The 21,248-nt window shown below is 33.8% G+C and carries 20 protein-coding genes; 14 read left to right on the forward strand and 6 right to left on the reverse strand.

The window, feature by feature from the left end; translation table 11 throughout:
* The first annotated feature begins 85 nt into the window (after positions 1–85).
* Positions 86–1,846: a signal peptide peptidase SppA gene (sppA, locus tag EKM00_RS08805; protein WP_126515926.1), complete on the forward strand. Its 1,761-nt coding sequence runs from the start codon at positions 86–88 to the stop codon at positions 1,844–1,846.
* Positions 1,847–2,032: 186 nt separating this feature from the next.
* Entirely contained in the window at positions 2,033–4,645 is a 2,613-nt protein-coding gene (locus EKM00_RS08810; RefSeq protein WP_126515927.1) for an AsmA-like C-terminal region-containing protein, read from the forward strand.
* Positions 4,646–4,880: 235 nt separating this feature from the next.
* Here EKM00_RS08810 and EKM00_RS08815 read toward each other — a convergent pair whose 3' ends face one another.
* On the reverse strand, positions 4,881–5,675 hold the full coding sequence (locus EKM00_RS08815; protein ID WP_126451741.1) for a DUF2797 domain-containing protein: 795 nt from the start codon (positions 5,673–5,675) through the stop codon (positions 4,881–4,883).
* A 95-nt stretch (positions 5,676–5,770) separates the two neighbouring features.
* Here EKM00_RS08815 and EKM00_RS08820 point away from each other — a divergent pair, with 95 nt between their 5' ends.
* Both EKM00_RS08820 and EKM00_RS14730 read left to right on the forward strand, forming a co-directional pair.
* A complete protein-coding gene (locus tag EKM00_RS08820) occupies positions 5,771–7,294 on the forward strand; it encodes a GH3 auxin-responsive promoter family protein (RefSeq protein WP_126451740.1) in 1,524 nt (507 codons plus the stop codon).
* 14 nt (positions 7,295–7,308) lie between these two features.
* Positions 7,309–7,458, forward strand: coding sequence for a hypothetical protein (locus tag EKM00_RS14730; protein WP_158614888.1), 150 nt, complete (start codon positions 7,309–7,311; stop codon positions 7,456–7,458).
* 62 nt (positions 7,459–7,520) lie between these two features.
* Here the strand turns inward: EKM00_RS14730 and serB are convergent, their stop codons facing one another.
* From serB to EKM00_RS08840, 4 genes are all read right to left on the reverse strand, one after another.
* Positions 7,521–8,756 (reverse strand): phosphoserine phosphatase SerB, encoded by a 1,236-nt coding sequence (gene serB / locus EKM00_RS08825; RefSeq protein ID WP_126515928.1) that lies wholly within the window; start codon positions 8,754–8,756, stop codon positions 7,521–7,523.
* 162 nt (positions 8,757–8,918) lie between these two features.
* Positions 8,919–10,151 carry an ATP-dependent Clp protease ATP-binding subunit ClpX gene (gene clpX / locus EKM00_RS08830; RefSeq protein ID WP_126515929.1) on the reverse strand — a complete coding sequence of 411 codons (1,233 nt, stop codon included), beginning with the start codon at positions 10,149–10,151 and terminating at the stop codon, positions 8,919–8,921.
* Between the two features lie 86 nt (positions 10,152–10,237).
* A complete protein-coding gene (gene clpP, locus EKM00_RS08835; RefSeq protein WP_073351820.1) occupies positions 10,238–10,912 on the reverse strand; it encodes an ATP-dependent Clp endopeptidase proteolytic subunit ClpP in 675 nt (224 codons plus the stop codon).
* Positions 10,913–11,319: 407 nt separating this feature from the next.
* Positions 11,320–12,645, reverse strand: coding sequence for a trigger factor (locus tag EKM00_RS08840; protein ID WP_126515930.1), 1,326 nt, complete (start codon positions 12,643–12,645; stop codon positions 11,320–11,322).
* Positions 12,646–13,026: 381 nt separating this feature from the next.
* Here EKM00_RS08840 and parS point away from each other — a divergent pair, with 381 nt between their 5' ends.
* The 4 genes from parS (at position 13,027) to EKM00_RS14935 (ending at position 15,993) form a co-directional block, all read left to right on the forward strand.
* The gene (gene parS / locus EKM00_RS08845) at positions 13,027–13,527 is read left to right on the forward strand and encodes a type II RES/Xre toxin-antitoxin system antitoxin (RefSeq protein WP_126515931.1); all 501 of its coding nucleotides are present in this window, start codon (positions 13,027–13,029) and stop codon (positions 13,525–13,527) included.
* A complete protein-coding gene (locus tag EKM00_RS08850) occupies positions 13,527–14,003 on the forward strand; it encodes an RES family NAD+ phosphorylase (RefSeq protein ID WP_126451733.1) in 477 nt (158 codons plus the stop codon). Before parS ends, EKM00_RS08850 begins: the two co-directional genes overlap by 1 nt.
* A gap of 459 nt (positions 14,004–14,462) precedes the next feature.
* Positions 14,463–14,753, forward strand: coding sequence for a hypothetical protein (locus EKM00_RS08855; RefSeq protein WP_126515932.1), 291 nt, complete (start codon positions 14,463–14,465; stop codon positions 14,751–14,753).
* 169 nt (positions 14,754–14,922) lie between these two features.
* Complete coding sequence (locus tag EKM00_RS14935) at positions 14,923–15,993, forward strand: energy transducer TonB (RefSeq protein WP_233592265.1); 1,071 nt, start codon at positions 14,923–14,925, stop codon at positions 15,991–15,993.
* A gap of 976 nt (positions 15,994–16,969) precedes the next feature.
* On the opposite strand, the gene EKM00_RS08865 is transcribed toward EKM00_RS14935, so the two are convergent.
* Positions 16,970–17,413 (reverse strand): YopX family protein, encoded by a 444-nt coding sequence (locus tag EKM00_RS08865; RefSeq protein WP_126515933.1) that lies wholly within the window; start codon positions 17,411–17,413, stop codon positions 16,970–16,972.
* A 167-nt stretch (positions 17,414–17,580) separates the two neighbouring features.
* Between EKM00_RS08865 and EKM00_RS08870 the strand changes: the two genes are divergently transcribed.
* Genes EKM00_RS08870 through EKM00_RS08895 form a run of 6 tightly spaced genes read left to right on the forward strand, consistent with a single transcriptional unit; the run spans position 17,581 to position 21,136 of the window.
* Entirely contained in the window at positions 17,581–18,027 is a 447-nt protein-coding gene (locus EKM00_RS08870) for a hypothetical protein (protein WP_126515934.1), read from the forward strand.
* A 1-nt stretch (position 18,028) separates the two neighbouring features.
* A complete protein-coding gene (locus EKM00_RS08875; RefSeq protein ID WP_126515935.1) occupies positions 18,029–19,030 on the forward strand; it encodes an SH3 domain-containing protein in 1,002 nt (333 codons plus the stop codon).
* Between the two features lie 7 nt (positions 19,031–19,037).
* Positions 19,038–19,265: a hypothetical protein gene (locus EKM00_RS08880; protein ID WP_126515936.1), complete on the forward strand. Its 228-nt coding sequence runs from the start codon at positions 19,038–19,040 to the stop codon at positions 19,263–19,265.
* Positions 19,265–19,771 carry an SH3 domain-containing protein gene (locus EKM00_RS08885; protein ID WP_126515937.1) on the forward strand — a complete coding sequence of 169 codons (507 nt, stop codon included), beginning with the start codon at positions 19,265–19,267 and terminating at the stop codon, positions 19,769–19,771. The genes EKM00_RS08880 and EKM00_RS08885 overlap by 1 nt, the downstream gene beginning before the upstream one ends.
* Before the next feature lies 1 nt (position 19,772).
* On the forward strand, positions 19,773–20,114 hold the full coding sequence (locus EKM00_RS08890; RefSeq protein WP_233592266.1) for a hypothetical protein: 342 nt from the start codon (positions 19,773–19,775) through the stop codon (positions 20,112–20,114).
* 2 nt (positions 20,115–20,116) lie between these two features.
* Positions 20,117–21,136 (forward strand): PD-(D/E)XK nuclease family protein, encoded by a 1,020-nt coding sequence (locus EKM00_RS08895; protein ID WP_126515938.1) that lies wholly within the window; start codon positions 20,117–20,119, stop codon positions 21,134–21,136.
* The last annotated feature ends 112 nt before the right edge of the window (positions 21,137–21,248 follow it).

Genomic DNA, 21,248 nt, shown 5'->3' on the forward strand with positions numbered 1-21,248 from the left:
TCCGGTGTTGCTAATCAAACTTGGGATTTTCCCCACGGCTTGTAACATTTCAATGTTTTGTACGACTTATAAAAAAAATATAATTATGAAATTTTTAGGAAATGTATTAGCGACTATTATAGGTATTTTTGTTTTCTTCATGTTATTCTTTTTTGGAATAATCCTTGTTGGAGCCATTTTTGGCGGTGAATCTGAAGGCGTTACGATAAAAGACAATTCTGTTATTGAACTGAATTTAGAAGACATACAGAATGATTATGCCGGGAAATACAAAGATCCGTGGATGACTATTTTTTCAGAAAACAAAAAAGTAGGTTTATCTGATATTATCAATGCCGTTGAAGCGGCTGAAACGGATGATGATATCAAAGGAATTTCTATATTGAACAATGTTTCATCGCTAGGAATGGCTCAGAGTAAGGCCTTGAGAGATGCTTTGGAACACTTTAAAAAATCAGGAAAATTCGTCATGGCTTACGCCAACTCCTATTCGCAAAAAGAATATTACTTAAATTCTGTGGCCAGTCCCATTTATATAAATCCTGTGGGAGATATGGATTTCAAAGGACTTTCTGCTGAACTTATGTTTTTTAAAGACTTTCAGGAAAAATCAGGGCTAAAAATGGAAGTAATCCGCCATGGAAAATACAAAAGTGCTGTGGAGCCGTTTTTAGAAAATAAAATGAGTGATGCTAATAGAGAACAAACGACAGCTTTACTGAATTCTGTTTGGAACTCCATCACCGCTGACATTGCTAAAAGCAGAAACATCTCTGTGGCTAAATTAAATGAAATTGCCAACGGACTTCTTGCAAGAACTCCGGAAATGGCAAAAAACCAAAAATTAGTAGATATCATTGCTTATGAAGATGTGTACCATAATGCCATACGAAAAGTGCTTAATGTAACTACAGATAAGGAATACAACAAAGTATCTGTAATTGATTATGCACAGAAAATCGCTACCACTTCCCAAAGTTCTGACAGCACGGATGAAATTGCCATTATTTATGCCCAAGGAGAAATTATGAGTGGCGAAGGAGATGTCAATGTGATTGGTGAAGGTTCAATGCGTCGCTCGTTACAAGAAGCTCGAAAAAACAAAAATGTAAAGGCAATTGTACTTCGCATTGACAGTCCGGGCGGAAGTGCTTTGACCTCAGATTTAATCTGGAGAGAGATTGAACTGACTAAAAAAGTAAAACCCGTAGTCGTTTCTATGGGTAATTATGCGGCTTCAGGCGGGTATTATATTGCGTGTAATGCAAACACTATATTTGCTGAAGCGAACACAATCACTGGTTCCATTGGTGTTTTTGGAATATTGCCAAACTTTACGCCATTAGCCACTAAAATAGGAATATATACGGAACAGGTTAAAACACATGAAAATTCCGCCAATTACAGTCCTTTTGTTCCCATTGATGAAAACTTCAAAGCAGTTACGCTGGAAGGTGTGGAACACATTTACAAAACTTTTGTAACCCATGTGGCTGAAGGACGCAAGATGACATTTGCACAAGTAGATGCTATTGCGCAAGGTAGAGTTTGGACAGGTTCAGAAGCCTTGAAAATTGGACTCGTAGATAAAATTGGAGGATTAGACGATGCTATTGCGAAAGCGGCTTCCTTGGGGAAAACAAAAAATTACAGCACTCAAAATTATCCAGAATACGAGAAAAACTTTGATGATCTTTTAGCAAATCTTCCTTTTGCAAAATCGAAAGCAGATTTTATAAAAGAAGAAATAGGGGAAGAAAATTATCGTATTATGCAGGAAATTAAAAAAATACAAATGCAAAAAGGCGTTCAAGCCTTAATGCCGTTTGAAATTAACATGCATTAAAGAAAAAGATAAAGCTGCTATTAAATCCGTTTTTGCATTTGCTTAAACGGATTTTTTCATACAATATAGTTAAAGTATTGTTTATAAAAACACCATAAAAGTTACACTGCCCTAAAAATACTATTTTTGTAAAGGAATACAAGGCACCATTTTTGCCAAAGATATAAATCTAAAGACATTCAAATCATGCTAAAGAAAGTTTTAAAAATCATCGGAATACTCGTTATCCTGCTCGTCTTGACTTTATTTGCAGCTCCTTTTCTGTTTAAAGACCAAATAAAAGCCAAAATTTCTCAAGTCATCAATGAAAAAGTAGATGCCAAAGTCACCTTTGCGGAAGCGGACTTAAGCTTATTCAAAAATTTTCCTAATGCAAATGTAACACTGGAAAAACTAGTCATCATAAACAAAGCTCCTTTTGAAGGCGACACATTGCTATCACTGGGCGAATTGAATTTAAAAATGTCTATTAAGGAACTTTTTAAAGGCAAAAATGAAGCGATAGTTATTGACGGAATCACTTCGAAAAACGGATTAATCAATATCATTTTCAATAAAGACGGACTAGGGAATTATGACATTGCATTGAAAGAGAAAAAAACGGCAGCCGATGGAACAAGCAGTCCGTTATCCTTAAAAATCCAAGAGTATAAAATCGAAAATTTCAAATTTCGTTATATTGACGAAAGTTCAAAAATAAAAATGGTTGTCGACAGTTTGAACCACGAAGGAACTGGAGATTTTGCAGCCCAAAAATTAGATTTGGTAACCAAATCTACTGCAAAAATATCGCTGGATATGGAACAAGTCAATTACATGAAAAATGTTGCTTTGACTCTGGACGCCGTTTTGGGAATCGATTTAGAAAAAAGTAAATACACCTTCAAAGAAAATAAAGCGTTAATCAACCAATTGCCGCTGGAATTTGATGGATTTATTCAAATGGTGGAAGCCGGTCAACAGTATGATTTGAAATTTAAAACGCCTACTTCCTCCTTCAAAAATTTCTTGGGAATAATTCCTGCAGCCTATGCCTCACGCTTAGACAACGTAAAAACAACTGGTGATTTTACTGTAGCAGGTTTTGCAAAAGGCTTGTATTCTGACACAACGGTGCCAAAATTTAATATAGAAATCGCTTCCCATAATGCTTCCTTTAAATACCCTGACTTACCAAAAACAGTTCAAAACATCATTATTGACACAAAAATCACCAATGAAACCGGAATTTTAAATGACACGTATGTCAATATTGACCAACTTTCTTTCAAGATAGATCAAGATGTTTTTAATGCCAAAGCCAACATCAAAAACATTACTCAAAACGCACTAGTTGATGCCATGTTAAAAGGAACTATCAATTTGTCCAATCTTTCTAAAGCGTATCCTATAAAACTCGATAAGCCATTATCCGGGATTTTAAAGGCTGATGTTACGACTAAATTTGACATGCAATCGGTAGAGAAAAGTCAGTACGAAAATATCAATAATGCGGGAACCATGAGTTTATCAGGCTTCCAGTATGCCGATGAAAATGGAAAAACAATGAACATTAGTACTGCGATCGTTCAATTCAATCCAAGTCAAGTTAATTTGAAAGAACTGAATGCGACTACTGGGAAGAGTGACATTAGCGTGACTGGAGTTTTAGAGAATTTTTATGGATTTATATTTAGAAATCAAGAATTGAAAGGAAACTTTTATATGAATTCTAAACAATTGGCCATTGACGATTTTATGACAACTGGTGAAACGACTAAAACTAAAACTAAAAAGGCAGATGCCATGAAGATTCCTGCTTTCTTAAATTGTACGCTTACCGCAAAAGCGACTACGGTGCTATATGATAATCTGACTCTGAAAGATGTTTCGGGAAAACTGATTGTGAAAGATGAAAAAGTGACTTTAGAAAATGTAAAAACATCTATTTTTGGGGGAACTATTGCGGTGAATGGAGCTGTTTCCACAAAAGGAAAAACACTGGTTTTTAATATGGATTTAAAATTAAATCAAGTTGATATTGCGCAATCCTTCAACCAACTGGATCTGTTGAAAAAAATTGCTCCAATTTCCGGAATCATCAACGGGAAATTAAATTCAAGCATCAAATTGAACGGAAATCTTGATGCAACAGCACTGACTCCTGACTTGAAAACCCTTACTGGAGATTTACTAGGACAACTGCTTTCCACGACTGTAAACTCAACTAATTCGACTTTGCTGACCGCTTTAGGTGCTAACTTGAAATTCATTGACGTCAGTAAAATCAATTTAAATGATTTGAAAGCGGCAGTTACGTTCAAAGATGGAAAAGTAAATGTAAAACCTTTTGATATCAAGTACAAAGACATCAAGGCAACCATTGGAGGAACGCACGGTTTTGACCAAAGCATGAATTATAATTTAAAATTTGATGTTCCCGCTAAATATTTAGGTTCAGAGGCCAATGCTTTAATAGCAAAATTATCTGCTGCAGATGCGGCAAAATTAGAAAGCTTTCCGATAAATGCTGTATTGGTGGGTAATTTTACAAATCCAAAAATCACAACGGACATCAACAATGCGGTAGCTAAATTGACCACTCAACTCATAAACCAACAAAAAGACAGACTGGTAAAACAAGGAACGTCCGCTTTGACGGATTACATCAATAAAAACAAAAAGCCAGGAGATACGACAAAAACGGCCACTCCTAAAATTCCGGTAACTAAGGAAGAAGTAAAATCTAAGGCCGCAGCATTATTAAACGGATTTTTTAATAAGAAAAGTAAAGCAGCAGATACGACAAAAGTAAACTAAAGTAACTTTACAAAATATAATAAAGAGGATTTTAGGTGATGACATTCCTCTTTTCTTGGCTAGCAATATTGGGTTTGTGATTTGTCTGCATGATGTTTTCGTGTAGCTGTACGTGCGTAAAGGATGGTAGCGGCATCCTTTTATGAAGCGCAGCGGAATAAAAGATACAGCGGACAGCCTGACCTTTTTTTAAAATTTTTATTTTAAAAAAAGGATACGCCCAAAATTATATTACTTAAACCGCAATTGTAACCATATACCCTTCGGAACCACGGACATTAAAAACGGTTCCGTCTTCAAAAAGTAAATATTGCCCTTTTATTCCGGTAAGCTTCCCCTGAAACTGTGGTGTTTTATCTAAGCTCAAACTGTTTACCTTATTTGGATACTGCAAAACGGGGAAGTGCATCTCATACAAATCATTTTTTTGCGAATAAAAATATTCCTGAACTTCGGTTGGAATAAGATTCTCAACCTTCAATCGTTCTGCGATTAAGTCAATTTGCTCCACATTGTTAGTCAGCATTTTTCTCCAATTGGTTTTATCGGCATAATAATTTTTCAATGCTACCTCCGTAATTCCTGCTAAGTATCTATTAGGGACTTCTACAATAGAAATGGCTTGGGTTGCGCCCTGATCAATCCATCGAGTTGGCACTTGCGACTTGCGGGTAACACCTACCTTGACTTCGCTGGACAAAGCCAGATACACAATATGCGGTTGCAATTGTACTTTTTCTTCATACGCTAAATCCCGATCCTGAATTCCAAGATGGGCGGTGCTCAACTCCGGTTTCATAATCCAATCGCCAACAGCTGCACTGGAATAGAAACAATCATAACAAAATCCCTGACGGAATATTTTTTTCTTCTTGCCACAATTCAAACATTGATATCCCACAAAATTGATTTCCAGTTCTTTATTCAACAACTGATTCACGTTTAAAAAACTATTCTCAAAAACCAAGTAATATTGAATTGGATTTCCAAATTCAGTTTGCATTTTTGTAAGTACACCTTCGTATGTCATTGTGATTAAAGTTTCCCGTTTAACACATCTAGTTAAACAAATTTTGTTATTTTTGGTAAAGTTATAACTCATAATTCATAATTCATAATTTAAAAATGCCACTAACCATAATCAATTCGTTTGCCTCTTGGGTTCTCAAACAAAGAATCCATCAGATCGAACTTTTCTTGAAATATCCAAACGAGGTTCAGGAAGAATTGCTCATGAATTTAATTCAGTCATCTAAAAATACTGTTTTAGGCAAACAATATGATTATGCTTCGATTCATTCCTATGCCACTTTTGCCGATAGAATTCCGATCTCTACTTACGAAGAATTACAACCATTGATTGAAAGAACCCGTAAATGTGAGCAGAATGTTTTTTGGGAAACACCGATAAAATGGTTTGCCAAATCCAGTGGAACCACAAATGCCAAAAGCAAATTCATACCCGTAAGCAACGAAGCCCTGGAAGGATGTCATTATAAAGGCACTAAGGATTTGTTGTGCTTGTATTTGAATAATAATGAAGATTCAGAACTGTTTCTTGGAAAAAGCCTGCGTCTTGGCGGAAGCTCTCAAATCTATGAAGACAACAATACGTTCTTTGGAGATTTATCTGCGATATTAATCGAAAACATGCCTATTTGGGCTGAATATAGCAGTACCCCGAGCAACAAAATTTCCTTGATGAGCGAATGGGAAACTAAAATTGCTGCCATTATAAACGAAACAAAAAACGAAAATGTAACCAGTTTTGCCGGAGTTCCTTCCTGGATGCTGGTTTTAATGAATAAAATGCTCGAAGAAACCGGAAAAGGAAATCTATTTGAAATTTGGCCAAATTTGGAAGTTTACTTTCACGGCGGCGTAAATTTTGAACCATACCGGGAACAATACCAAAAAATACTCCCAAAAAAAGAGTTTAAATATTACGAAATATACAATGCTTCCGAAGGTTTTTTTGCCATTCAGGATTTAAATAATTCTAGTGATTTATTGTTGATGTTGGATTACGGAATTTTCTATGAATTCATCCCAATGGATACTTTTGGGACCCCGGATCAAAAAACGATTCGATTGGCAGATGTGGAATTGTTCAAGAATTATGCTTTGGTCATTACCACCAATTCTGGTTTGTGGCGCTATTTGATTGGTGATACTGTTCGTTTCACCTCATTGAATCCATACCGAATTCGGGTGACGGGAAGAACCAAGCATCACATTAATGTTTTTGGTGAAGAATTGATGGTTGAAAATACAGATCAGGCTATTGCCAAAGCGTGCAAACTAACCCAGACGGAAGTAGTCGATTACACCGTTGCGCCTATATTTATGGAAGGCAAAGAAAAAGGTGCTCACGAATGGATGATTGAATTTAAAAATCCTCCAGCTGATGTATCACAATTCCAGAAAGCATTAGACGAAGCGATACAATCCTTAAACTCCGATTATGAAGCGAAGCGTTACAACAACATGACATTAAATCTGTTAGTAATCAATGTAGCGCGAAAAAATTTGTTTTATGATTGGTTAAAATGCAAGGACAAATTGGGTGGACAACACAAAATTCCAAGACTTTCTAACCAAAGAGATTATTTGGAACAACTGAAAAGCATGCAGTTTCAAAGCGTATAAAAATAATTGAAAAGATGAAAAATACCCTCTACATCTTGATTGTTCTTTATGTATTGAGTTCCTGCGGACCACATAGAATGAGTTGTGGTGCCAGAGGAATTTGTAAATCTTCCGAAAAACAAACACTGGAAAAACCTGAAAAAATATTTAGCATTAAAGTATAAAACAAAAAAGCTATCCAAAAATCACTTTTTGGATAGCCTTTTTTTATAATTACTGCAGTATTTTACTCCTCCATCATATCAATATGCCTGTCATGGTAGCCTAACAGGTACAAAACACCGTCGAGACCCAAGCTGGAAATAGAACTTTCTGCTTTTTCTTTTACCGTTGGTTTGGCATGAAAAGCAATTCCTAAACCTGCCAAATTCAACATAGGCAAATCATTCGCACCATCACCTACCGCAATAGTTTGGTTGATATGAATGCCTTCCTTATCAGCAATTGCCTGAAGGTATTCCGCTTTCTTTTTACCATCCACAATTTCACCTAAATAGTTACCTGTCAATTTTCCGTCTTTAATTTCCAATTCATTCGCATGAACATAATCAATACCTAATTCTTTTTGCAGGTACTTCCCAAAAAACGTAAAACCTCCGGACAATATAGCGGTTTTATAACCGTAATATTTCAAGGCCTTCATCAATCGATGTGCTCCTTTAGTAATAGGCAGATTTTCAGCAACTGTTTGCAGTACCTCTTCACTCAAGCCTTCAAGCAAGGCCATGCGTTGCTTGAAGCTTTCGCTAAAATCGATTTCACCGTTCATGGCTGCTTCTGTGATTGCTCTAACTTGCTCTCCCACACCCGCTAATTCAGCCAATTCATCAATGACTTCGGTTTGTATTAAGGTCGAATCCATATCAAAACACACCAAACGGCGGTTTCTGCGATACATGTTGTCTTCCTGAAAAGAAATATCTACATCCAATGTTCTGGAAATTTCCATAAAACTGGCGGTCATGAACGTTTTATCTACAATCGTTCCTGTAACCGACAATTGTATGCACGAACGAGGGAATTCTTCTTTATCAATAATAGATACCCTGCCGGTTAATCTTTTAATTGCATCAATATTCAAATTTTGGTTGGACAGTATTTTGGTTACAGCCGCTAATTGAACCGCTGTCAGTGTCTCTCCTAAAACATTGATGCTGTAGCGTTGTTTGCGCTGCGCTTTGACCCAAATTTCGTAATCTGCAATGGATATAGGAATAAACTTGACTTTGACACCCAATTCGTATGCTTTAAATAACAAGTCTTTTAAAACTGGACCAGAAGAAGAACCCGCTTTTATTTCAAATAAAATACCTAAAGAAAGCGTATCATGAATATCCGCTTGTCCAATATCTAAAATAATAGCATCATAAGTAGCCAAGATGGATGTTAAACCAGCAGTGACTCCCGGTTTATCTTGTCCAGAAACTTTTAATAAAATTACCTCTATCTCGTCTTTTTGCATCTTATATATAATTGATTTAGAATGTACAAAAATCGACAATCTGACGTTGATAAAAAATAATAATGTTCCTTTTTTTGAACAATAACAAATAGTGTAATTTCCCCATAAAAAAACCTGTTCAAATGAATGAACAGGTTTATATTTTTAAGAAAAATGCATTTTTTACGATGCAATCTCCAAACGCTTCAATAAGTTTTTATTCAACGTTTCTTTAGCATAAGTTACGTCAATTTCTAATACTTTATCATCAGAACTAGGCAATTCATACATCGCATCGGTCAAGATAGCTTCACATAACGAACGCAATCCACGTGCTCCTAATTTATATTCTAATGCTTTATCAACAATAAAATCCAGTGCTTCATTGGTAATCGTGAATTCAACATCATCCATCAAAAACAACTTCTCGTATTGTTTGATTAACGCATTTTTAGGTTGTGTCAAAATTGCACGCAAGGTTTCTCTATCTAAAGGATCCATGTGTGTCAATACTGGCAAACGACCAATAATCTCCGGAATCAAACCAAAATCTTTGATGTCTTTTGGAATAATGTATTGCAACAAATTGTCTTTGTCAATGTTGTCCACATTTTTTGAAGTGGAATACCCCACCGCTTGACGGTTCAATCGTTTCGAAATTATTCTTTCGATTCCATCAAAAGCACCACCGGCAATAAACAAAATATTTTGTGTATTTACCTCCACAAATTTTTGGTCCGGGTGCTTGCGTCCTCCTTTTGGTGGTACATTCACAACCGTTCCTTCCAATAATTTCAATAATGCTTGTTGCACCCCTTCACCGGAAACATCTCGCGTAATAGAAGGATTGTCACTTTTACGTGCAATTTTATCTATTTCGTCAATGAATACAATGCCGCGTTCGGCTTTGGCAACATCATAATCGGCAGCTTGTAAAAGACGTGTCAAAATACTTTCGACATCTTCCCCAACATAACCTGCTTCAGTAAGAACTGTCGCATCAACAATCGCTAAAGGCACATCCAACATTTTTGCAATGGTTTTAGCCACCAATGTTTTTCCTGTTCCTGTTTGTCCCACCATGATGATGTTACTTTTTTCAATCTCAACCTCATCGTCCAGTTGCTGTTGCATCAAACGCTTGTAGTGATTGTAAACCGCAACCGACATCACCTTTTTAGTTTGGTCCTGTCCAATCACATATTGATCCAAAAACGCTCTGATTTCTTTTGGTTTCTTTAAAATCAAATCTCCAACCAGCTTTGAACTTCCACTAGATTTTATTTCTTCAAGAACAATCCCGTGCGCTTGTTCAATACATTTATCACAGATATGTGCATTGATCCCAGCAATCAATAATTGGGTTTCTGGCTTCTTTCTTCCACAAAACGAACATTCTAATACTACTTTTGCCATTCTTTTAAGTCTAAAGTCAAAAGTCGTAAAGTCGAAAGTTCCTAGCATTGCTTTAGACTTTCGACCTTAGACTTTCGACTATATTTTTATCCTCTTATTAAAACTTCATCAATCATTCCGTATGCTTTTGCTTCTTCGGCGATCATCCAATAATCACGCTCACTATCCGTATGAACCTTATCGAAAGTTTGTCCGGAGTGGTGAGAGATAATTTTATACAACTCATCTTTAAGTTTCAACATTTCACGTAAGTTGATTTCCATATCCGTTGCTACTCCTTGCGCTCCACCTGATGGTTGGTGAATCATTACTCTTGAATGTGGCAATGCCGAACGTTTTCCTGCTGCACCGGCACATAAAAGCACTGCTCCCATGGAAGCTGCCATTCCGGTACATATCGTTGCTACATCTGGTTTAATGTATTGCATCGTGTCATAAATTCCTAATCCTGCGTAAACGCTTCCTCCTGGAGAATTCAAATAAATTTGAATATCTTTAGAAGCATCGGCACTTTCAAGGAATAACAATTGTGCTTGAACGATGTTTGCAATTTGGTCGTCTATTCCTGTTCCAAGGAATATAATTCTGTCCATCATCAATCTGGAGAAAACGTCTAATTGTGAAATATTCAACTGACGTTCTTCAATGATATAGGGAGTCATGTTTTTAGGAGTCATTGCGCCTACGATTTTATCGTAATACATAGAGTTTACGCCGTGGTCCTTTGTAGCAAATTTTTTAAATTCTTTACCGTAGTTCATATTTTTTGTTCTAAGTTTTATATTTTATCCTGTCTGTTTTCTATAATGCAAAGGTCATACCTATTTACAAATGATGTCAATATGTCGTATAACTAGCCCAGATAGCAGTGAAAAGCTTTTTGCGATGGCTGACTATTTTTTGTTGGTAAAAAAAAGCGACCAAAGGAAGCTCTTTTTTTGCCGTACAAAAAAGGCTGCCATAAAAAAACTTGTAACGGATAGCTGGATTGGCTCCTAAACATTAAGTAAAACAAAAAAGCGCCAGAAAAATATTTTCTGACGCTCAAATATACTTATTTTTTATTGTTTTGTATTTGTAATAGAATCTTAAAATTTGAAATAACTAACGAAATTGTTTCCGTCTTTTCAACTTTTGACTTTATGACATTTGACTTTACGACTAAAATTTATTCTCCGTAAGACGCTGCAATAAATTCGTCATACGTCACTTCTTTAGTGGTAGGATTTGCTTTTTCTTTGAATAATTCCAATAATTTATCAGCAACAACTTGGTCCGAAAGTCTTTTCACCTCGTCTTGGTTTGACAAAACTCTTGCTACAATTCCTTGAACTTCTTCGTCAGTAGGATTTGTTTGTCCGAATTGTGCCATTTGCTGACGGATGTTTTTTGTAGTGAATGTTTTCAAGTCTTCAAAAGTGATTTTGATGTCAGATTGAGCCATAGCTCTACCTTCGATCAATTGAAAACGCAATCCTTTTTCAGAACGTGCATATTCAACTTCAGCCTCCTCAGGAGATAATTTTTTCTCCCCTACAGTTTGCAACCATTTTTTAAGGAATTCAGAAGGTAAATCAAATTTGGTGCTTTCGATCAAAAATTCCGTTACATCCCCTAATAATTTTTGATCCGCTTGTTGCGCAAATTGAGTTTCGGCATCTTCTTTGATTTTCGCTTTCAATTCTTCAAGTGAAGAAACAGTTCCAGCACCAAACAATTTGTCGAACAATTCTTGGTTCAATTCTGCTAATTCAGCCGTGTTGATCGCTTCGATTGTGAAGTTCACTTCAACCTCTAATCCGTGAACGTCATCATGACTTACTTTCATCACGTCCATCAATTGGTGGTCGTCTTCAAATAAACCTTTAGTATTTACCGTCACAACATCTCCTGCTTTTTTACCGATGAATAAATCAAAAGTCGCTTTGTCTTTAAAAAGATCAGCAGCAATAGTCGTTGCGTTATTAATTCCTTTTTCTTCGTTTGTAAAAGTTCCCGTTACATCTGAATCTGCAGCAACAACTTCTTGAGGAATTGCAGTTCCAAATTGTTTTTGGATTCTTTCCAACTGGCCTTCAATCATTTTATCATCCGCTGAAACCACATATTTAACGATGTCATTTTTAGCTTCAAGATCCAATTCGAAATTAGGAACCAATCCTATTTCATATTCAAAAACCAATTCTTCAGCACTCCAGTCAAAGTCTTCGTTTACTTTAGCAAGTGGCGTTCCAAGAAGGTTTAATCTTTCTGATTGTACGAAACGCTCCAAAGCTAAATCTACCACTTTCTGAACTTCTTCCTGTTTGATTGCTTTACCGTATTGTTTTTCAACAAGATCTTTAGGCACAGCTCCTTTTCTAAATCCTTTAACCGTTGCCAAAGGCATTTTTTCGTTTATTCTTTTTGCAACTTGTCCTTTGTAATCCATGTGAACAACAGTCATTACAATTGTTTCGGTCACAGCGTTTATTGCTACTCTTTTGATATCCATCTTCTTCTTTAATTTACATAATAAAATTGGACTGCAAAATTATAAAATTTTTGCAACCCAAACAAGTATTTTACCATTTTGAATTTTAGGCAGTTATTTGAAAAAATCAGAGGTTAAAAAAGGAAAATAATTTGGGCGTGTCCCTCCAGATTGCTTCGTCGTCCCTCCTCGCAACTACGGGTCAGGCTGTACGTTCCCGCTTTTTATCGCCTGCCAAAAAAAGGCAGCCCATAAAAGAGCTCCACTGCCATCCTTCACGCGGGTCGTGATATGCGACATATAAAATTGCTTAGAAATTTTGACGAATTAGTGATAATTATGTTGGAATTTTTTCGTTTTAACAACAAAAATATTGTATGTTTACAATAAATTAGTTGCGCCATGGGGAAAGCCACACGTAGAACAAAGCCTTTCGACACTAAAAGAAGTGTCCTAAAAGCATCTGGTAATGTTGTAAATATTAGAAAATCTTTATTGAGTTTTGATGGCAAAGAATATAAATGGAGCAATAAGCTTGAGCGCGTTAGTATCATCAGAGCTGGCATTCCATATGATTCAATTGAATTAATTAGCAAAAGGCTTAATAATCCCATAAAGTCAGTTCTGGCAATAGTTGGAATTCCACAAACTACATATAATAAGAAAAAAAGTGAACATTTACTTTTGGACAGTAGAAATAGTGAATTAGTGATTCTAATTAACGAGTTAATTGACTATGGCTTAGAAGTTTTCAATAACGAGGAAGAAAAATTTCAACGCTGGTTAAAGAAACCTAACTTGTCCATTGGGGGAAGCTCACCCGAAAATATGCTTGACACAATAACAGGGATTAACGAGGTTAAGTTTAGTTTGAATCGCTTAGAATTCGGAAATTTAGCGTAATGATAGTATTTAGAATTGAACGTGAAAAATATTTGAGTACTACGTTAAATGGAATAGGCGCGTCGATTTCTGAAGGTTATCGCTGGAATAGTCTGAATACTAGAATCGTTTATACTGCTGAAACTAGAGCTTTAGCAACATTGGAAGTTTCTGTTCATTTAGATTTAAGCGAGGATTTACCCGATGATCGTTTTTATGTCGAAATTGAAGTACCCGATGGAATTACTATACAGGAAGTAAAGCTGGAAGATTTACCAAATGATTGGAATTCAAAACCACCATCTTTAACAACTCAAACCATCGGTGATGATTTCGTAAATTACAATGAAGCTGCCATTTTAAAAGTCCCTAGTAGTATTGTACCAAAAGAATTTAATTATTTAATAAACCCTGTTCATCCAGATTCATCAAAAATTAAGGTCGTTAGCACTTCAAAAATGATGTTTGATCAGCGATTAAAAAGTGTAAAAGAATAAATTACCGTTAACAGCAGGCAAAGCTCGGCAAAGTGTTCATTCAAAGAATAAACGTGTCATATAAGCTGCGCAAACGTCTCTGACTTAGCGCCAGTAAGTATAAAGTGTTAACGGCATATTGGATTTGGTACGAAGTCGGGAGACTTCGCACAGCGAAATAATTTGGGCGTGTCCCTCCGTAAAAACTGCGGGTAAGGCTGTGCGTTATAATCTTTTATTGCACTTCGCTTCATAAAAGGATTTTCACTGCCATCCTTCACGCGCGAAAAGTATTCAACAATAAAAAATTGCTTTGATAATTTGTAATAATTTATTTATATATTTGAAATTAAATAAACACTGACGCTTGTCAGACAAAGCAGCCCAATTTAGGGTAGCTTTGTCAAACCTATATACAAGTTAGCCGTCAACTTGAGTTGACACTCGAAAGAAATCGAATAGAAATTAAAAATAGAAATTATGACAACAAAAATTAAAATTGGTGCCGACGAATTAATCTTATGGTTACGCAAAAACGAAAAGGCAGTAAATATTCCTAATGACGAAATACAAGGATTGGGAATAAAAATTCATAATTTAATCGTGAAGGAATTTGGTGGTATAAAAGTAGCTGAAAATTATCCTTCATATTGGGCAAATCTAATGGAAGACAAAAATGTCGAAAAATTTAATTTACCAAAAGCATCAGCACAATACGAAATCGAAACTCAAAAAATTGGACAATTGTATGAGAATCTTTCTCGTTGGTAAATAAAAAGCCTAACCGCTAATAAGCTCAATTACTAACTTTTCGTTTCTGGGAACGTTCATTTTCTTAACTTCGTTTAGTAATAATGGAAAGTACACTTTCCATTAGTCATAACAGTGCCTATTAGCAGAACCTTAGCGGTAATTTTGCCAAAACATAATTCATCTTAAAATGAAAAAAAAATATTTTATCATTTCACTTATATTATTATCAAAATTTGGATTTTCACAAAATAACTTTATTGAAAATGAACTGTCAAATCAATATACAGTAAAATTTGTAGTTGCAAAATGTGAGAATAATACTTGTTCGGGTAAGGGAACGATTACAATTAATTCAAAAGAAAATTTAAATTTTACTCAGAAAATTTATTCTGAAAATTTATTTTTTTACACAGAACAAGGAAGTAAAAATAGAATAAAAAAATCTTCAACATTTAAAAAAGAAGATGGAACTATTGGTACATACGATGAAGATTTGCCCGTTACTTTTGGTGACTATAATTTTGACGGCTATAAAGACGTAGCTATAAGAAATGGGAACAACAGTAGTTATTTTGAAGCTTCTTTTAATATTTATGTTTTTAATGTAACTAAAAAAGAGTTTTTACTAAGTAAAGAATTGACAGCACTTGCTTCGACTAATTTGGGTATGTTCCAAATAGATAAAAAAAATAAACGTATAATAACTTTTCAAAAAAGCGGGTGTTGCTGGCATTCAACAAACGAATATGTAATCATTTTTAGTAAGGGTTTAAAACTAGTTAAAGAAAAAATTGAAGACGCTATGGATGACCCTGAAAATTATGTAATTGTTACAGAGAAAAATTTAATTAATGATAAATGGCTAACAAAAATTGAAAAACATAAAATAAAAGAGGAATTGGATGCCAAAAATGAATTGGATGCCAAAAATGAATTAGATGATGAAATTTACAACACTTCCGGTATCGAGGTAAAGCCTGATTTTCCTGGAGGAATGGACAAATTCTACAAATATATAGGAAACAACTATAAAACTCCTAAGGAAGAAGGTTTGAAAGGTAAGGTTTATGTTTCGTTTGTAATAGAAAAAGATGGTTCACTTACCGATATAAAAGTTATTAGAGATATAGGTTACGGAACTGGAAAAGAAGCAATTAGAGTTTTATCAATATGTCCTAAGTGGATTCCTGGCGAACACGAAGGCCGAAAAGTCAGAGTTAATTATTCATTGCCAATTACTATTCAATCAACCCAATAACAATTTTATGATACCCAGCTCCGCAAAGTGTTCATTTAAAGATTAAATTTATCGTATAAGCTGCGCAAATGTCCCCACCTCCGCAAAGTTGTTCATTTAAAGAATAAATTTGTCGTATAAGCTGCGCAAACGTCTCTGACTTTGCGCCCACAATAATGAGCAAATAATATATGAGTGTAAAGCGTTAAAGACATATAGACCATGGCTACGAAGTCTGGAGACTTCTCACAGCGCAGAGAAAAATGAATTGAATCTTACTAGGATTGTAGAGCTACTTGTGTGATCTCTCCTTCGTCGAGATGACAAACTTCCTATACAAAACATACTGAATTACGCACGTTTTGTCATTCCGACGAAGGAGGAATCACATAATATTAGAACGTTAGTAGCTCTCCAGACGCCGCAAAGTGTTCTTTCAAAGAATAAATTTGTCGTATAAGCTGCGTAAACGCCTCTGACTTTGCGCCCACAATAATGAGCAAATAATAAATTGATATAAAGTGTTACCGGCATATAATTAAAATTAATTCAGAACAACCCGAACCAGATGGCTCGGAAATACACTAAATTTTCTCCTTAACAGATAGCGCGGTTTTGCAAACCGTGCCCATTCCAATTGGTAATTATAACACTTAGTCGGTAGGTAGCCGAAGAAATAAAGCTAACAAAACCATAAAAAAAACTGACATTAAAACGTAAAAAAGCTATCCCGCTTTAAGGATATAGCTTTTCTGACTTGTTTTATCTGCATTCGTTGGCGGGCACGGTTTGCAAAACCGCGCTATCCTTAGTGACACTATATCTGATAGGTCGGGTCGTGGGATTCAACAATATAAGTTGCTTTGATAATTTATAATAATTTATTTATATATTTGAAAACAGGTAAAACGTAACAAAGTATCGCAAAGCCAACCAAATTGGGTGTATAAGCGCTAGTTTGTAGCGGGTATATACTAGTTAGCAAACAGCTTTAACATCAATTCGCTTTAACGAGAAGTTCAGGATTTTGAAAAATATTACCTATAATTTCACATTGTTCAATCCATTGAGAGGTTTGCATATCTGCACAAGCCTCATAAAATGGAGTAGAATCTTTGCAAAAATCATCTAAATGAGAATTTATAACCAAACCGCCTCTTACTCTAAAAACTTTATGCAAATGGTGCATAAATTTCAGAATGTCGCCTTCAAATATTTCTTTTCCTTTACTGTCTTTTAACAAAGTGGATTCCATTAAAATTGCTTCATCACCAAAATGAAACATAAAACTTTGTAAAGTTTCTAAATCAGGTTTACCTTGAATTGCCATATATTTCTGTTTTTCAATCCAAGCCCTAAAATGAAGCCGATTTGCTAACAGCGGTTTTGACTTATTGCCGTTTTCGGCTTCATTTGATGTTGGTTTTGTACTTTCTGACATTAGGTTTGTTTTAAAGTTGGTCTTGTATTTTCGGCAACAAGACAAAGCCACGGGACGTTACCTGCTATGTTAAAAGAACGAAAGTGCTAAAAAACAACGACACAGTTTGGCGTAATAACAATTTAACTTTGCAGCGGAATATCCAATAAACATTAAATTCAAAATAAATGATATTCATATATGGTTTTTTAAAATTGATTTTTGCAATAATATTTATGCATACTTCATTTTATTTCATACATAAATTTAATCCAGCAAAGGGCTATTATGAAGGAGAAGATGAGAGTAAAAAAAATACTAAAAATTACAATAAATTTGATGTGTTTTGTAAGTATATATTTCCAACAATAATATTTGTTTTAAGTTTTATTTTAGATAGTTTTATTTTTTTTGGTGTCTGCTTATTTATAGTAACTGTTGAATCAATTTCAGGAAGTGGTGTATATTCAAAAATTAAGCACAAGACCAAATCTGGCAATGCAGATAAACGATACAAAAACAATGAAACAAAACACAATTATGGTGAGCCTAAATACCTGTATATAACGCGCAAAGCAATTGTTTCTATGTATGTTTTATTAATTTTTAAAATAATAATATATAAATTTTTATAATATGAAGTTAAACATAATTTTACTACTTCTAACATTCAACTTAGTGTTTTCATCTAATTCAGATACAATAACCGCAATTTCAATTAAAAATATAAATTTGAGAGAAAATGCAACAACAGACTCAAAAGTATTAACCGAAATTAAACAAGAGGATACATTAATAATTACTGAAACAGAAAATGGTTGGAGTAAAGCAATTTATAAAGATTCATTGAAAGGTTTTGTAAAAAGTGAATATTTAAGCGAAATTACAAGTAAAAGAGAAACTTTAAAACTACACGTGTTAAATATCCTTTTTAAAAGTTATTTTTTTAAAGCTTTACTTTTTATTTCTGCTTTATGTTTTGGGTTTCTTTATTTACTAAAAAGAAAATTGGTTCAATTAGATATTTTAGGTAATTTTTCATTAGTTTTAAAATCATTTCTAATAGGTTTCATTTTTACAATAATTGGAACTTTATACTATTTCTATGATTTATTTTCATTTTTTACAATTGTTGGAATTGGAATTTTAATAATAATCTTATACTATAGGATATCTTCAATTTTTAAAATTGAAAAGAAGATAAAAGATGATAAATTAATTATAAATAACAACTCGAAAGAAAATCTTAAAGAAATTTCAAAAGAAATATTAAGAGAGCAAATTACAAATGAGAATAATAAATTGAATGAAACTGAAATTAATTTAGAAACTGCAATCAATAAAACAAATGAAGTAAAAGGACAACAATTCAATTTAATTAAAGAAAAATTAATTGAATTGTATGGTGCAGAAAGTGTAAATGAATTGGTCAATTATGAAAAGCCATTTGTTGGTCTACACAAAGTCTTTCTTGATTATTTTATTGGAAATCCAGAAAAAATTAATGAAAGTTCAGATGCAAACAATAAATGGGAAACTTATTTTTATGATAAAATAAATAATCGCGGTAATGATGGCACCTTTAGATTAAAAATAAACATTCAAAACGATTTAGTTACAAGTTTTCAATTAAGATAAAGAAGCAATGGAGAAAATACAACAAATAATAGATTTATTAGACCATCATATTGACGATATTGATTTTGCAAAATCAAATATTTCTAAAATTGAAAATGAAATAGAGAGAAAAAAGAATAATATTTGGAGAGCATCTGAACTTGAAAAATCAATTAAGAAAAACGAGAGGAATGTTTACCTTGAGTTTCTTTATTCATTTATAATCGTTGGTTTAATTCTTTACCTAATATTCTAATGAAAATATTTAAACTAAAATGTTTCATTTTTGCATTTTTCATAACTCAACTTGCAATTTCACAAACTTATATTGTAAAAGCTAAAACTTTAAATGTAAGAGAGGAAACAAACAAAAACTCAAAAGTTATTGGGCAATTAAATCAAAAAGATACAATAAAATCAATTGCTGATGATGGTGATTGGATTAAAATAACCATTTCTGAAAAAGAGGGTTACGTAAACAAAAATTATGTTGAGGAAATTAAACCTAATGAAGCCCAAATGAAAGAAGGGTTCAAATATGGTTTCACTAAAGCTTTTTCAACTTCCTTTATTATTACACTAATTTTATTATTAGGATATAGAAGTTTAAAAGGAAGAGTTAAAGATGGTAGACGTTCCAAAGGTTATCGAGAATATGATGTCACTTTTAAAGATTATATTGTTGACGGAATTTATGCACTTATTATATGTTTAGTTATATCTTTAACAGCAGGAATTATATCTTGGGTAAAAACATTTTAATATGAATTTAATAAAATCAAAATCGTCCCTAATTGCATTATTTTTCAATGGACAATTAGCCCACATAATAAATCCTTGGGTTTTAACTGTAGATTATGAAAATGAAACGATTACTGTAGAAAAAAGAAATTGGTATTTCATTGGAATTAATAAAAACATCATTGCTTTTCGTTTTATTAGAAACATTAGAGTTGACGAACATCTTTTTGGGGCAAATATTAGTATAAAGGCAACAGGTGGTTGGGTTGAAGCTAAATACTTGTCAAAAAGTGATACTGAAGCATTCAAAAACTCTTTATTTGAATACAATAAGGGTAGAAATAATTATATAATTTTCTCATAGCTATGAAACCAAACATATTTAATTTTGCTACAAAAGAATTATCACAAGATGGATTTTTCACGTGGTTCTTACAGTGGGCAGACAGTGAGCATAGCCAATACGATAAACAACTTAATGAGACTTCAAAAGATTTTGTAAGACTACTACTCGGAAAGACGACAGACTTTGAAATCAACAAAATTATTGCAGGTAGACAATGGAATAATATTGACATTTGGGCTGAAATAAATGACGAGTATTTTATAGCTATCGAAGATAAAACGAATACTGGAGAACATTCTGAACAATTAGAACGTTACAAACAAATTGCGACTAATCACTACAAGGAAAAAAACCACAAACTTGTTTTTGTTTATTTGAAAACAGGAAATGAAAGTTTAACTACACTCAAAAAAATTACAGAGAAAGGATACCATACTATCGATAGAAAAAAGGTCTTAAATGTATTAAATAAACGACCCATAACAAATGAAATTTTCAATGACTTCAAAGATTATCTTACTATAATTGAAAACACAACAAACTCTTATACAAAATTTGAAAACATCACTTCAAAATGGAAGGCAGGAGAAGGTTTTTACATAACATTGCAAGAAAATATATCCGAGTGGACAGACTGGCGTTATGTAGCAAATCAAATGGGAGGCTTTCTAGGTTTTTGGTATCATTGGACTGGTACTGCAGAATGTAGTCTTTATATTCAAATTGAAAATTCTTTCGAAAGAGGAATTAAAGTAGTCGTGAAAATTGCAGATTGGAATCCAAGTGTTGATACTCTTCGAAAAATACTTTCAGAAATACAACCTTTTGCAAAAAAACATAGCTTAACAATTTCAAAACCTAATAAATTTAGAGCCGGCTCATCTTCAACTTTAGCAACAATTCAAAACGCATTTTCAGTAGACGAAGACGGTAATTTAGAAATCGAAGAATTTATTAAAATGTTAAAAAATATTGAAAAAACATTAGATGAATATTGTGCTGAAAAGAAAACACAGCAGGTAACAGCCGTTTTGATATAGTGTGTGATTTAGTGGAATTACCGTTTCGCATCATATTTTCTGCAAAGCAGAAAGTTGAAAGGTTACGAAGCACACACCATCTCAAAGCCTGGGAACGTTATAGGCAAGCATA

Source organism: Flavobacterium sp. RSP15 (assembly GCF_003968755.1).
Classification (GTDB): Bacteria; Bacteroidota; Bacteroidia; order Flavobacteriales; family Flavobacteriaceae; genus Flavobacterium.